This window comes from Streptomyces lonarensis (assembly GCF_012033735.1).
Classification (GTDB): Bacteria; Actinomycetota; Actinomycetes; order Streptomycetales; family Streptomycetaceae; genus Streptomyces; species Streptomyces lonarensis.
In genome coordinates this window covers 81,281-94,615 of the sequence record NZ_JAAVJD010000001.1, presented here as the reverse complement: position 1 = coordinate 94,615, position 13,335 = coordinate 81,281, and the positions used below count along the sequence as shown (strand labels likewise).

Here is a 13,335-nt window from a genome sequence, read left to right as displayed (position 1 = left end):
GCCCGGGAGCGGGCCGGGCGGGGGGTTGGCGCCGGCAGCGCCGGCTCAGCCTTCGGCAGCGACTCCTCCCCCGCCGCCCGTCGACGGGGCGGCGCCGCCGGCAGCCGCCGCACCACCCGCCGTGTCGTCACCCCAGGTCGTCGCACCCGCCCCCGCGTCCGCACCGCTCGGGGCCGCGGGAAGCACACCGCCGGCGGTGGTCGAACTACCGCCGCAGGGGCCGCAGTTCCGGTCGGTACGCGACGCCGGCTGACGGCGGTCGCGCTGCCCGGCCCGCCGGACGGCGCGTCACGCCCGGGGCGGGGTCAGCGGCGCGCGGTCAGCGACGCGCGGTCAGCGACGTAGCCGGCTGGGTTTACTGCCGCGGCCCCAGGCCATGCCCCAGCCGTAGAGCCGGTCGATCTCCGACTGGAAGCCGTAGACGTACTTCACCTCGCGCCGTGCCACGAGGTCGCCGCCCTCGTGCTCGATCAGCAGCACCGCGCAGGAGCGGGCCTGCGGCGAGGGGTCGGTGAGCGGAATGTCGACGTGGGTGCCGTTGCCGGCGTCGAGCGTCACCGAGACGTCGGCGCGGTCGAAGGCCGGGGTGCCGTCGTAGATGTAGACGAAGATCAGCAGCCGCTTGATCTCCTCCTGGTAGTCCAGGTTGGCGTAGAGCACCTCGCCGGAGCCCCCGCCGAAGCGGTCGTCGCCACTCAGTTTGAGGTACGGCGGCCCGTTGAAATCGCCGAGGAGGTCGCCCAGCGCCTGGACCACGCCCTTGCTGCCGTCGTTGAGCTCGTAAAGGCAGGCGAGGTCGAAGTCGACGTCGACCATGCCCTGGGTGTGGCCCACCACCTCGGCCGGCCGGAACAACTGGAGCGGGTGGCGCCAGGCGTTGAGCTTGCGGTGGTTCTTGCCGCCCATGAGGTCGTTGGCACGCATCCGCCACGTCAGGCTGACGCGGAGCGTCCCGGAGGCGGCGCCCTGCTCGGAGAGGGAGATGCGGGGCGCCCGACGGGTGAGTTCGATGGCGTAGCTGGACGAGCCACCGCTGGCGTCGAACCTCGCCACCGGCGTCCGGGCACGGCGCCAGTAATCCCACAGCGAGACCATGCTCTTGTCCTACCGTCCCCTTCGCCCTGATCGGTGGCCGGGCGGCACGGGGGAACCGGCCCGGTCGCCGTCCTCGGATGGCGGGGCCGGGACGGCGGACCGGTGCCCGCACACGCTGGCGAGGCGCGACCCGTCCCGGGGTTCGACCCGAGCGGGGCCGGCCTCGCCCTAAAGACTTCCGCATTCGCGGCCCGCTCACACCTCGCGGGGCCCACCGGCTGCCGAAGCGGGACGATCGGGCCGGCGGGCTCCGCGCTCCGGCAGGTCAGCCGCCCGCTGCCACCGTGGGTTTGGTCCCGCCCGCGGCGACGTCCGCCCGGTTGGCCCGCACCGAGGACCAGAACGCCGCGGCGATGAGCCCGACACCGAGGCCGCCGGTCACCAGCTCCGGGAGGTGCCAGCGGATGGAGACCAGCAGCATCACGGAGAGCGCGCCGATGGCGTAGTGGGCGCCGTGCTCCAGGTACCGGTAGGCGTCGAGGGTGCCCTCCCGCACCAGGAAGACGGTGAGCGAGCGGACGTACATGGCGCCGATGCCGAGCCCCAGCGCCATCCAGAAGATGTGGTTGGTGATGGCGAAGGCGCCGATGACACCGTCGAAGGAGAAGGAGGCGTCCAGCACCTCCAGGTAGAGGAAGAGGAAGAACGCGGCCTTGCCGGTGACCCCCGCCACGGTGGGCTGCCGCCCGACGCGCTTCGCGGCCTCCTCGGCGGCGGCGATCCGGTCCTCGTCCTCCGCCAGCTTCTTCTCGAAGAACCCCGACAACCCGCCGACCAGCAGGTAGGTCAGGACGCCGGCGACGCCCGAGAGCAGGACCGTCGCGGACTTGTCGACGTGGGCGCCGCCGTGCTGGTAGGCGTGGGTCGCGATGGTGGAGGCGGTCAGCAGCAGGCCGGCGAGAGCGACGCCGACCGCGAACCCGTCGATCCGTCCCAGCTTGGCGAGGACCCGCTCCAGCGGGCCGATCCAGTGCACCTCCCGCTCCTGGAAGACGAAGTTCAGGAAGATCATCAGCAGGAACATCCCGCCGAAGGCGGCGATGGAGGGGTGCGCGTCGGTCACCATCATCTCGTAGGTGTCCGGCTCGTCCGTGGCGAGCCGGACCGCCTCGATCGGGCCCACCCCCGCGGTGACGGCGACGATGGCGACGGGGAAGACCAACCGCATGCCGAAGACAGCGATCAGGATGCCGATGGTGAGGAAGATCTTCTGCCAGAACGCCGACATCCGTTTGAGGATGCCGGCGTTGACGACCGCGTTGTCGAAGGAGAGCGAGATCTCCAGCACCGAGAGGATCGCGACGACCGCGAACCCCTCCCACCCCCAGAGCCAGAACGCGGTGGCGAGCCCGACCACCGTCACGCCGAAGGACCAGCCGAACGTCTTCCAGACCACAGCGTCCTCAATCTCCCCGGCGGCCGGCCCGGCGGCCGGTCGCCCACTCGACGGCGGCGCGTGCGCGGCGGACACGGGCCTGCGCCGCCCGGGCGGGCCGTCCGGACGGCGGGACGGGCCTCGACGACCGATGCCGCACCCGCTCCCTGCGAGGGAAACGAGCGCGGCACCGGTCGCGGTTCCGGCCACTGGGCCGGACGGGGGTGTTCAGTTGTGGTGCGGACCGCGGACCGCGCGCCCCGGGCGGGGCGAGGGGCGCCGGAACGCCTCAGACGTTGACGCCGTAGTCCAGCGCGATGCCGCGCAGCCCGGAGGCGTAGCCCTGGCCGATGGCGCGGAACTTCCACTCGGTGCCGTGCCGGTACAGCTCGCCGAAGACCATCGCGGTCTCCGAGGAGGCGTCCTCGGACAGGTCGTAGCGGGCGAGCTCGTTGCCGTCGCTCCGGTTGACGATCCGGATGTAGGCGTTGCGCACCTGGCCGAAGTTCTGCTGGCGGGTCTCGGCGTCGTAGATCGACACCGGGAAGACCACCTTGTCCACCTCGGGCGAGAGGGTGGCGAGATCGACGATGATCTCCTCCTCGTCCTCGTCCTCCCCGGAGCCGCCGACCAGTTCGTCGCCCAGGTGCTCGACGGCACCGTCGGGGCTCTTCAGGTTGTTGAAGAAGATGAAGTGCGCGTCGCTGAGCACCTTGCCGGCCGCCCCCGCCAGCAGGGCGCTGGCGTCGAGGTCGAAGTCGGCGCCGGTCGTCGCGCGGGCCTCCCAGCCGAGCCCCACGGTGACGGCGGTGAGGTTCGGCGCCGCCTTCGTCAGCGAGACGTTGCCGCCCTTGATGAGGCTGACTCCCACGTGTTCCTCCAGTGTTCTTCAGGTCATCGGGTCCCGCTCAAATATGCCAGCCGGGCAGGTGGGAGCGGGAACGGGCCCCGCCGCCCGCGCCGTCGGCGGGGCGGCGGGGACGGTGTCACAGCGCCTGGAGCGCGGCGACGTACTCGTCGAGGTCGCGGGCGTCGGGCAGACCGTTGACGACGGTCCAGCGCACGACACCCTCCTTGTCGATGATGAAGGTGCCGCGCAGCGCGCAGCCCTTGTCCTCGTCGAACACCTCGTAGGCGCGCGAGACCTCACCGTGCGGCCAGAAGTCCGAGAGCAGCGGGTACTCCAGGCCTTCCTGCTCGGCGAAGACCCGCAGCGAGAACGGGGCGTCGTTGGAGACGGCGAGCAGCTGCACGTCGTCGTTGACGAAGGTGGGCAACTGGTCGCGCAGGGCGCACAGCTCGCCGGTGCAGGTGCCGGTGAAGGCGAACGGGTAGAACAGCAGGACGACGTTCTTCCGGCCGCGGAAGTCGGAGAGGCTGACGCTCTCGCCGTGCTGGTTGCGGAGGGTGAAGTCGGGCGCCTTGGAGCCGGGCACGATCGCCACGCGCGCTCCCCTTTCTGGTTCCTGTGCTGACGGACCTGGGGTCCGGGCCCGAGGGACGGGCCCGGTCGTCACCGGGTGTCGCACACCTGACCACCGCCCGGGTGCGGGCGGTGCGGCCGCCGCCGAACGGGCCGTGGTGGCTGTCGGCGGGCACGGGGTGCGCGCCGTCGGCGGCGGAGGGTGCGGCGGGCGGGGACGTTCCCACCCTACGCGGCCGTCCCCGGCGCCCTACGGGGCGCCGGGGACGGCTGGTTCGAACTCTGCGGGCGGCCGGGCCGCCCGGGCCGGGGGTTCCGGCCGGGGCTACCTGCGGCTCTTGGGCGTCACCAGACGGCTGCCGGACCAGTCCTTGCCGGCGCTGATCGTGCTGGTCTGTGCCAGGCCGGCCGTCTGGGCGGCCTCGCCGATCTCACTCGGCTCCACGTAGCCCTCACGCCCGGTCTTGGGGGTGAGCAGCCACACGGGGGCGCCCGGGTCGATCAGTGTCGTGGCATCCACCAGCGCGTCGGTCAGGTCACCGTCGTCGTCGCGGAACCACAGCACCACGGCATCCGCCACGTCGTCGTGGTCCTCGTCGACGAGTGACTGGCCCGTGATGGCCTCGATTCCCTCACGGAGTTCCTGCTCGGCGTCCTCGTCGTAGCCGAGCTCCTGGACCACCTGCCCGGGCTGGAAACCCAGCCGTTCGGCGGGGTTGGTCCGCTCCTCCGCGTGGTCCGCGGTCGCGCTCACGGATGGCCTCCTGTCCTTGGTTGTGAAGTACTGTTTCAGGCTCGCGCACGCGCGAGCCTGAGCGGTAGTCCACACGGGCGGAGCGGATCACGCAAGTACCGGGCCGACGCGCCCGCCCAAAGGTTGACTTCTGGCTCCACAGTACGTCCGGTTGCGTGATTAAAGACACAGTTTGATCTTCGCTCGCCGCTTCGTGGCGCCTCCCCCGGATTCGGGTGGCGCACGACACGGAGCCCGCCCGGCAACGACCCACAGGTGCGCGCGTAGGGTTGCCGGTCGGCCGCCCCTGCGGCCGCCTGCCCGGCCGGGCACGTCGCTCACGAGGACGGGCGTCTCATCACCTGGGAGTTACCTTCCAGTAGAGATGACGTTTCGCTTCCGGAGGTACACGATGGAAGGCGGCGCGACACCAGCAGAGCAAGACAACTCAGAGCGAAGGAACAGCGTGGCTTCCGCATCCGATCGCAACCCGATCATCATTGGTGGCCTTCCCAGCCAGGTCCCGGATTTTGACCCCGAGGAAACGCAGGAGTGGCTGGACTCCCTCGACGCCGCGGTGGACGAACGCGGCCGGGAGCGCGCCCGCTACCTGATGCTGCGGCTGATCGAACGGGCCCGCGCCCAGCGCGTGGCGGTCCCGGAGATGAACTCCACCGACTACGTCAACACCATCGCGACCAAGGACGAGCCCTTCTTCCCCGGTGACGAGGAAGTCGAGCGCAAGGTCCTGAACGCGACGCGCTGGAACGCGGCCGTCATGGTCTCGCGCGCCCAGCGCCCCGGCATCGGCGTCGGCGGCCACATCGCCACCTTCGCCTCGTCGGCCTCCCTCTACGACGTGGGCTTCAACCACTTCTTCCGCGGCAAGGACGAGGGCGACGGCGGCGACCAGATCTTCTTCCAGGGGCACGCCTCCCCCGGGATCTACGCCCGCGGCTACCTGCTGGACCGGTTCAACGAGACGCACCTCGACGCCTTCCGCCAGGAGAAGTCGAAGGCCCCCGACGGTCTCTCCAGCTACCCGCACCCGCGCCTGATGCCGGAGTTCTGGGAGTTCCCGACCGTCTCGATGGGCCTCGGCCCCCTCGGCGCGATCTACCAGGCCCGGATGAACCGCTACATCCAGGCCCGCGGCATCGCGGACACCTCCAAGTCGCACGTCTGGGCCTTCCTCGGCGACGGCGAGATGGACGAGCCGGAGTCGCTGGGCCAGCTGACGCTCGCCGCGCGCGAGGGCCTGGACAACCTGACCTTCGTGGTCAACTGCAACCTGCAGCGCCTCGACGGCCCGGTCCGCGGCAACGGCAAGGTCATCCAGGAGCTGGAGTCCGTCTTCCGCGGCGCCGGCTGGAACGTCGTCAAACTGGTCTGGGACCGCTCCTGGGACCCGCTGCTGGCCCAGGACCGCGACGGCGTGCTGATCAACAAGCTCAACACCACGCCCGACGGCCAGTTCCAGACCTACGCCACCGAGACCGGCGGCTACATCCGCGACCACTTCTTCGGTGACGACCAGCGGCTGCGCGCCATGGTCGAGAAGATGTCGGACGACGAGATCCTCCACCTGGGCCGCGGCGGCCACGACCACCGCAAGATCTTCGCCGCCTACCAGGCAGCGAAGACCCACAAGGGCCAGCCCACGGTGATCCTGGCGCAGACGGTCAAGGGCTGGACGCTGGGTCCGAACTTCGAGGGCCGCAACGCGACCCACCAGATGAAGAAGCTGACGGTCGAGGACCTCAAGCGCTTCCGCGACCGCCTCCACATCCCGGTGCCGGACAAGGACCTGGAGGACGGCGTCGCGCCGTACTACCACCCGGGCCGGGACTCCGAGGAGATCCAGTACATGCACGACCGGCGCCGCGCGCTGGGCGGGTACGTACCGACGCGGGTGGACCGCTCCAAGCCGCTGGCACTGCCCGGCGACAAGGCGTACGCCACGGCGCGCAAGGGCTCCGGCTCGCAGGAGATCGCCACCACCATGGCGTTCGTGCGGGTGCTGAAGGACCTCATGCGGGACAAGGAGATCGGCAACCGCTTCGTGCCGATCGCGCCGGACGAGTACCGGACCTTCGGCATGGACGCCTTCTTCCCGTCGGCGAAGATCTACAACCCGCTGGGCCAGACCTACGAGTCGGTCGACCGGGAGCTGCTGCTCTCCTACAAGGAGTCGCCGACCGGGCAGATGCTGCACGACGGCATCAGCGAGGCGGGCTGCACCGCCTCCCTGATCGCCGCCGGCTCGTCCTACGCCACGCACGGCGAGCACCTGATCCCGATCTACGTCTTCTACTCGATGTTCGGGTTCCAGCGGACCGGCGACCAGTTCTGGCAGATGGCCGACCAGCTCGCCCGCGGCTTCGTCCTCGGCGCGACCGCCGGCCGGACCACCCTCACCGGTGAGGGGCTCCAGCACGCCGACGGCCACTCGCACCTGCTGGCCTCCACCAACCCGGCGTGTGTGGCGTACGACCCGGCGTTCGGCTTCGAGATCGCCCACATCGTCCGCGACGGTCTGCGGCGGATGTACGGCGAGAACGCCGAGGACGTCTTCTACTACCTCACGGTCTACAACGAGCCGATCAAGCACCCGGCCGAGCCGGAGGACGCCGACGTCGAGGGCATCCTCAAGGGCATTCACCGCTTCGCCCCCGGGCAGGGCGGGGAGATCCCGGCGCAGATCCTGGCCTCCGGTGTCGCCGTGCCGTGGGCGGTCGAGGCGCAGCGCATCCTCGCCGAGGAGTGGAACGTGCGGGCCGACGTCTGGTCCGCGACCTCCTGGAACGAGCTGCGGCGCGACGCCGTCGAGGTGGAGCGGCACAACCTCCTCCACCCCGAGGAGGAGCAGCAGGTCCCGTTCGTCACCCGCAAGCTCCAGGGTGCCGAGGGTCCGTTCGTGGCCGTCTCCGACTGGATGCGTGCCGTCCCGGACCAGATCGCGCGCTGGGTGCCCGGCACCTACCAGTCGCTGGGCGCCGACGGGTTCGGCTTCGCCGACACCCGCGGTGCGGCGCGTCGCCACTTCCACATCGACGCGCAGTCGATCGTGCTCGGCGTGCTGACCGAGCTGGCCCGTGAGGGCAAGATCGACCGCTCGGCGCTGAAGCAGGCGATCGACCGCTACCAGCTGCTGGACGTGGCGGCTGCCGACCCCGGCGCCGCCGGCGGCGATGCCTGACCCACAGCACACCCCGGCCCGCGCGGCCGGATCGGACGCCCGGGAGCCCACGGCTCCCGGGCGTCCGGCGTTCCCGGCGCCGGTGCACGGGTGGGGTGAACGGGGGGGATGCGCCGTTCCGGTGCTCGCGCCGGGCGCGGGTCCGCGACGGCGTGCGACCCGTGGCGCGGCGGGCGGCTCCGCGCTCCCTGCCGCGTGCGCCGGGCGTCCCGTACGGGGCCCGCTGTGGTGCACGACACACCGAAAGCCCCAGGTCGGGGCCTTCGGGCCATGGCGGAACACCGGGGTGGCGCTTCTAGGATGCTGACCGGTGGAACACTCCCGGTCCGTCCTCTCGGCCACCACCGTCCGGCGCGTGGTGACGACCCTGGCGGTGGTCCTCGCCGTGCTGCTGACCTCGGGCTGGCTCCACCGCACCGGCACCGTCGAACCGGACGGCTACACCGGCCAGCTGCAGGCCTGGCGCGAGGACCGGATCACCGGCACCCCGCTGCCGGACCCGCTCGCCGGCCCGCAGGCCGTCGCCGACTTCTTCGGCTCCGTCGGGTACCGCAAGCAGGTGCTGCTGGCCGAACGCCATCCGCTCGTGGTCGGCAACCTGGGTGGTGTCCCGACCGAGATCCGCTACGCCGCCAACCGCAACGCCCTCGCCGCGGCACGCGACCGCGAGCAGCTCCGCAGCCACGACCCGAGACTGTCCGCCGCCGGGCGGCACGACGCGGCCCGCCGGGTCCACCGGCTCTCCTCACTGCTCGCCGAGGGCCGACAGATCCTCGCCTTCGACCCCGCGGGGAGCGGCCGGGTGGCGGAGGTCGTCGGCGACCTGGACGAGGCGGAGCGGATCTCGGTCGTGGTGCCGGGCGTCGACACCGACCTGCTCACCTTCGAGCGGACCCGGCTGCGCTACCGGGCACCGGCCGGCATGGCGCGGGCGCTCCACGCGCAGCAGCGCGAGGCGGACCCGGACCGGCGGACCGCCGTCATCGCCTGGGCCGACTACACCGCGCCGCGCGGGGTGAAGGTCTCCGCCGCGACCGCGGGCCCCGCGGAGGAGGGCGCCCGGCGGTTGACCGCTGCGGTCACCGCACTGCCGGGTAACGCGACGGTCGCGCTGTTCTGCCACTCCTACGGTTCGGTGGTGTGCGGCCTCGCGGCGGGCGGGTTGCCGGACCGGGTGACGGACATCGCCGTCGCGGGCAGCCCCGGCGTGCGTGCCGCCCACGCCGAGGAGCTGGGCACCCGGGCGCGCATCTGGGCGGCGCGCTCCCCGGCCGACTGGATCGGCGACCTGCCGCACCTCGCGGTCGGTCCGTTGGGCCACGGCCCCGATCCGGCCGATCCCGCCTTCGGCGCGCTGCCCGTGGCCGCCCAGGAGGTGCCCGGCCACGGGGGGTACTTCCTGCCCGGGACGGACAGCCTGACGGGGTTCGGGCGGATCGGCGCGGGGCTGGTGGACCGTGCGGCGCGGGGCGGTGAGGGCCCGTACTGCGTGCCGCGGGGGCTCCCGACGTGACGGGGCGGGGGCGCGCCAGCAGGCGTCCGACGCGCGCCACCGGCGGCTCCCGGCCTGCCGTCACTCCACCGGCCCACCCGTCGGCGGACAGTCGCACACCCGCTCTGAGCTGCGTAATGGCGTGAATCGGCCACCTGTTGCCCGCAGAGGGTAGCCAGTATGGGCGCTTCCCCGCATACGATGACCCGTATGGGTGATGTGCTGGCCGGAATCCACTCCTCATGGGAGTTCGACACCGACTCGATGCTCATCCGCTTCGAACGGGGGATCCGCACACCGAAGCTCTTCCACGTGCTGGGAGAGCGCCGCGTCCCGTACGAGGCGCTGAGTGCGGTCGAGGTCGCCCCGGGGTCGAAGCGGGGCACGGTCGAACTGTTCGCCACGCCGCGGGACGGCGCGGACCCGCTGATCGAGGCAGCGGCCGGGCAACTGCGTGCCGCCACCAACCCCTACCGGCTGGTGCTGCCGGAGGAGCGGAGGCAGGAGGCCGAGGAGGCGGCGGAGCGGGTGCGCGGGGCGCTGCGGCCGTACGCCGCCGAGCCGGCCGACCGGTTCCTGGTGGCCGCGCCGACGGCGCCGCTGTCCTTCAAGGCCTACGACGGCAAGGTCGCGTTCGACGGCAAGGCCGTCTCGTTCCGCTGGTTCTGGACCGGCGCCACCTCGGCGAAATGGAAGGCCGGCGACCAGGCGTTCCAGGTGAACGAGCTGGCGGGGGTCGACTGGCGTTCGCCGGAGGGGTCCGGCGGCTGCCTGCGGCTGGTCCGCCGGGGCGCGGACGGGCTGGCGGTGACCGATCCGGCGCCCCCGCCCGCCGACCAGGACCCGGCGGCCGTGGTGTTCGCCCTCGGCTACGGGCTGGTCCACGAGTCGCTGCCGCTCGCGGCCGGTGTGCTGGAGGCGATCCAGGAAGCGGAACCGGAGTTCGGGGGCGTGCCGGAGCCGGCGCGGGAGCAGCGGGGCGACCCGGCGGACATCGCCGAGCGCATCCGGCACCTCGGCGAGCTGCACACGGCTGGGCTGCTGACCGACGACGAGTTCACCGCGAAGAAGCGGGAGCTGCTCTCCCAGCTGTGACACGGCGGCCCGGCGGCTGCGGGCGGGGCAGCGCGTCCCTGCCGGGGCGGCGGGACCGCGGAGGCCGGGGACGGCCTGGTCCGGCCGGCGGACCGCGGCCGCGGGCTCACTCCTGCGCGTCGCCGTCCACGCCGGGGTCGGAGGAGTTGCGACGCTCGCCGAACCACCGCCGGGCGCGGGAGAGCGCCGACCGCGGGGGCGGCGCCTCCTCCTCGGTCGCCGCGGTCAGTTCCTTGCGGCGCGTGACGGGGGCGAGGCGCACGCCGCCGTCGGAACACGGCCGGCAGCGGCCCTCGTCGTCCCAGGCCACCCCGATCCAGCACTGGCTGCACGCCACGGGGGCCTTCGGGGCCGCGACCGGGACGGCCGGCGCCTCGGGGGCGGGCGTCATGGTGAGATTGGCGGGGGGCGGGGGCGGCGTGGGCTGGGCACCTCCGCCGGTGCCGGCGCCCGCCGGAACGGGCGCACCGAGGTTCACGTTGCCGATCGAGCAGGGCCGGCAGCGCCCCTTGGCGTCCCAGGGACGACCGATCTGGCACTGCGAACACATCATCTTCCAGCCCCCAGCAGACCACCGTGTCGACGAACCTCACGGTCACGCCTGGCGTGGATGCTATTCCACCGGCGCGCGGCGGGCCACCCTCGATGTCATGGCCCGGCCATTCGACTCGTCGGCGGGACAAGGGAGAAGGCCCTCCCGACGGTCCCGTCGCCACCGCCCCTCGGCGCCTCCCGGCGCAGCACATAGGGTCGGGGACATGCACATGCAGTCTCTGGCGCACATCGAACAGTGGCCCGTTCCCACGGCCGCGGCGGCCGTGGTCCTCGCCGACGGCACCCTCGTCGGCAGCCACGGGCCGGACGACCACAGCTTCCCGCTGGCCTCGGTCACCAAGCCGCTCGCCGCCTACGCCGCGCTGCTGGCGGTCGAGGAGGGCGCGGTCGAACTGGACGAGCCGGCCGGGCCGGAGGGGTCGACCTTCCGGCACCTGCTGGCCCACACCTCGGGGCTCGCCTTCGACGAGGACCGCGTCACCGCGCCCCCCGGCGAGCGGCGGCTGTACTCGAACGCCGGCTTCGACCGGCTCGGCGACCACCTCACGCGCGCGACCGGCATCCCGTTCGCCGACTACCTGCGCGAGGGGGTGCTGGAGCCGCTGGGGATGACCGCCACCTCGCTGGACGGGTCCCCGGCCCGGGACGGCGTCTCCACCCTCGCCGACCTGATCCGGTTCGCCGCCGAGCTGCAGGCCCCGCGCCTGCTCTCGCCCCGGACCCTGGCGGACGCGACCGCGGTCCACTTCCCCGGGCTCTCCGGGGTGCTGCCCGGGTTCGGCCACCAGAAGCCGAACGACTGGGGGCTCGGGTTCGAGATCCGCGACGGCAAGGCACCGCACTGGACCGGCGAACGGTCCTCCCGACAGACCTTCGGCCACTTCGGGCAGTCCGGGACCTTCCTCTGGGTGGACCCCGAGGCCGGCGCCGCGTGCGTGGCGCTGACCGACCGGGCCTTCGGCCCCTGGGCGGCCGAGGCGTGGCCGGCGTTCACCGACGCGGTCCTGGCCGAGCTGGCCGGGCGCGGCTGAGCAGCCGCGCCCCACGTCACCTCCCCGGTCCCCCGCCGGCGGCGGTGCCCTCCGGTCGCGCCGCCGGGCGGCGCAGCCGGAGGGCGACCACCGCCGCCGCGACCGGCACGCCGGAGGCGGCCACCACCGCCTGCCAGGCCGGCACCGGCCCCCAGGTCAGCAGCTCCTCGCCGGCCTCGACCCGCCGGAACTCCGCGTCGGTGCGGTCCCGGACCAGGTGGTGGTCGCCGTCGATCGCCGCCGGGTCGGGGAAGTCCTGGTGGAGGACGGTCAGGAACCGCCCCTCCCCGACGAGGCTCCGCAGCGGGCCGGGAGCCAGCCCGTCGGGGGTGAGCCGCCCGGCGAAGACGACGTCGACGGGGTCCCCGCCGATGGTGCCCTCGGTCACCGTGCGGTGGTCGGCCAGGACGTGCAGCCGCAGCGCCTGCTGGGTGGCGGCGAGCTGCGAGAGCCGCATCGGGTAGACGGGGCGGTCGGTGGCGAAGGTCAGCCGCAGGGGCTCCAGCGGCCCGGCGAGCACCGGCTCCCCGCCGCCCGGAGCACCACCGCCCGGGTCGGCGCCCCCGGGCACCTCCTCCGGTGCGAGCCGTACCGCGACGTACTCCCACCCTGCCGCCACGTACGGCTCCAGCGCACCGGTGAGGCGGTCGGAGAGGGCGAACCCGTTCTCCGCCAGCCACCGCGCCAGTGCCGCCGGGTCGGCGGCCGCCAGCCGGGCCACGTCGAAGGGGCCCAGCCGCTCCCGCCCGACCACCGCGACCGGGGGCGCGGAACCCTCCGAGGCGCCCGCGGTGTCCGCCGGCGCCTCCCGCGGCCAGTCGCCGGGACGTGGCCAGAAGTAGCGGTCCACCCGCTGTTCCGGCGCGGCGACCTCGGCCAGTTCCGCGAAGAGTTCCGGATCGCCCAGGGTCACCTCAGCCCGATCCGGCACCGGCATGACCCAGGCCGCGGCCGCCGCGTCGCCGTCCACCGTCAGCCGCATCACGATCTGCTGGGTGCCGTCGCCGTCCCACACCACCACCGCGCTCTCCTCGGTGACGCTCAGCTCGCTGCCGTCCGCGGTGACCATGGCGCCGCAGCCGCAGGCGTGGGCGGGCCACGCCAGGGCGGCGAGCTGGCTGAGCGCGAGCAGCAGCGCCGTGGCGAGGAGGGCGGCGAGCCGCCCGCCGAGCGGTCGCCCGCCGCCGACACCGGTCCCCGGCCCCGGCCCCGGCCCGATGGCCGTCCCCCCGGTCCCGCTGTCCGACCGCGCGGCCGCGGTCCCGTTGCTGTCTCCGGCGCCGCTGCCCCGCGCGGACCCACCCCACCTGTCCATCCGTCGCCCCCTTCGCACCGGC

11 protein-coding genes are annotated in these 13,335 nt (G+C 73.2%); 4 read left to right on the top strand and 7 right to left on the bottom strand.

Annotated features, from left to right (window positions below; all coding sequences use genetic code 11):
• Positions 1-333: 333 nt before the first annotated feature.
• From HCN56_RS00460 to HCN56_RS00440, 5 genes are all read right to left on the bottom strand, one after another.
• Positions 334-1,095: a Tellurium resistance gene (locus tag HCN56_RS00460; RefSeq protein ID WP_167967385.1), complete on the bottom strand. Its 762-nt coding sequence runs from the start codon at positions 1,093-1,095 to the stop codon at positions 334-336.
• A gap of 265 nt (positions 1,096-1,360) precedes the next feature.
• Positions 1,361-2,491: a DUF475 domain-containing protein gene (locus tag HCN56_RS00455; RefSeq protein WP_167967384.1), complete on the bottom strand. Its 1,131-nt coding sequence runs from the start codon at positions 2,489-2,491 to the stop codon at positions 1,361-1,363.
• A gap of 268 nt (positions 2,492-2,759) precedes the next feature.
• Positions 2,760-3,341 carry a TerD family protein gene (locus HCN56_RS00450; protein WP_167967383.1) on the bottom strand — a complete coding sequence of 194 codons (582 nt, stop codon included), beginning with the start codon at positions 3,339-3,341 and terminating at the stop codon, positions 2,760-2,762.
• 115 nt (positions 3,342-3,456) lie between these two features.
• Complete coding sequence (locus tag HCN56_RS00445; protein ID WP_167967382.1) at positions 3,457-3,915, bottom strand: peroxiredoxin; 459 nt, start codon at positions 3,913-3,915, stop codon at positions 3,457-3,459.
• Between the two features lie 303 nt (positions 3,916-4,218).
• On the bottom strand, positions 4,219-4,647 hold the full coding sequence (locus tag HCN56_RS00440; protein WP_167967381.1) for a DUF3052 domain-containing protein: 429 nt from the start codon (positions 4,645-4,647) through the stop codon (positions 4,219-4,221).
• 445 nt (positions 4,648-5,092) lie between these two features.
• Here HCN56_RS00440 and aceE point away from each other — a divergent pair, with 445 nt between their 5' ends.
• The 3 genes from aceE to HCN56_RS00425 all read left to right on the top strand — a co-directional run bounded on the left by aceE (position 5,093) and on the right by HCN56_RS00425 (position 10,412).
• The gene (gene aceE / locus HCN56_RS00435) at positions 5,093-7,825 is read left to right on the top strand and encodes a pyruvate dehydrogenase (acetyl-transferring), homodimeric type (protein WP_167967380.1); all 2,733 of its coding nucleotides are present in this window, start codon (positions 5,093-5,095) and stop codon (positions 7,823-7,825) included.
• A 310-nt stretch (positions 7,826-8,135) separates the two neighbouring features.
• The gene (locus HCN56_RS00430; RefSeq protein ID WP_312870968.1) at positions 8,136-9,338 is read left to right on the top strand and encodes an alpha/beta hydrolase; all 1,203 of its coding nucleotides are present in this window, start codon (positions 8,136-8,138) and stop codon (positions 9,336-9,338) included.
• A 189-nt stretch (positions 9,339-9,527) separates the two neighbouring features.
• Positions 9,528-10,412 carry a DUF4429 domain-containing protein gene (locus tag HCN56_RS00425; RefSeq protein WP_167967379.1) on the top strand — a complete coding sequence of 295 codons (885 nt, stop codon included), beginning with the start codon at positions 9,528-9,530 and terminating at the stop codon, positions 10,410-10,412.
• Between the two features lie 106 nt (positions 10,413-10,518).
• Here the strand turns inward: HCN56_RS00425 and HCN56_RS00420 are convergent, their stop codons facing one another.
• Entirely contained in the window at positions 10,519-10,803 is a 285-nt protein-coding gene (locus HCN56_RS00420; RefSeq protein ID WP_167967378.1) for a hypothetical protein, read from the bottom strand.
• A 367-nt stretch (positions 10,804-11,170) separates the two neighbouring features.
• Here HCN56_RS00420 and HCN56_RS00415 point away from each other — a divergent pair, with 367 nt between their 5' ends.
• Entirely contained in the window at positions 11,171-11,998 is an 828-nt protein-coding gene (locus HCN56_RS00415; RefSeq protein ID WP_167967377.1) for a serine hydrolase domain-containing protein, read from the top strand.
• 16 nt (positions 11,999-12,014) lie between these two features.
• Here the strand turns inward: HCN56_RS00415 and HCN56_RS00410 are convergent, their stop codons facing one another.
• Complete coding sequence (locus HCN56_RS00410) at positions 12,015-13,313, bottom strand: DUF2330 domain-containing protein (RefSeq protein ID WP_167967376.1); 1,299 nt, start codon at positions 13,311-13,313, stop codon at positions 12,015-12,017.
• Positions 13,314-13,335 lie beyond the last annotated feature (22 nt).

Bases quoted from the DNA above. Each gene is read 5' to 3' on its own strand.
- HCN56_RS00460 (WP_167967385.1), bottom strand. From the start codon at position 1,095: ATGGTCTCGCTGTGGGATTACTGGCGCCGTGCCCGGACGCCGGTGGCG.
- HCN56_RS00425 (WP_167967379.1), top strand. From the start codon at position 9,528: ATGGGTGATGTGCTGGCCGGAATCCACTCCTCATGGGAGTTCGACACC.
- HCN56_RS00420 (WP_167967378.1), bottom strand. From the start codon at position 10,803: ATGACGCCCGCCCCCGAGGCGCCGGCCGTCCCGGTCGCGGCCCCGAAG.
- HCN56_RS00415 (WP_167967377.1), top strand. From the start codon at position 11,171: ATGCACATGCAGTCTCTGGCGCACATCGAACAGTGGCCCGTTCCCACG.
- HCN56_RS00410 (WP_167967376.1), bottom strand. From the start codon at position 13,313: ATGGACAGGTGGGGTGGGTCCGCGCGGGGCAGCGGCGCCGGAGACAGC.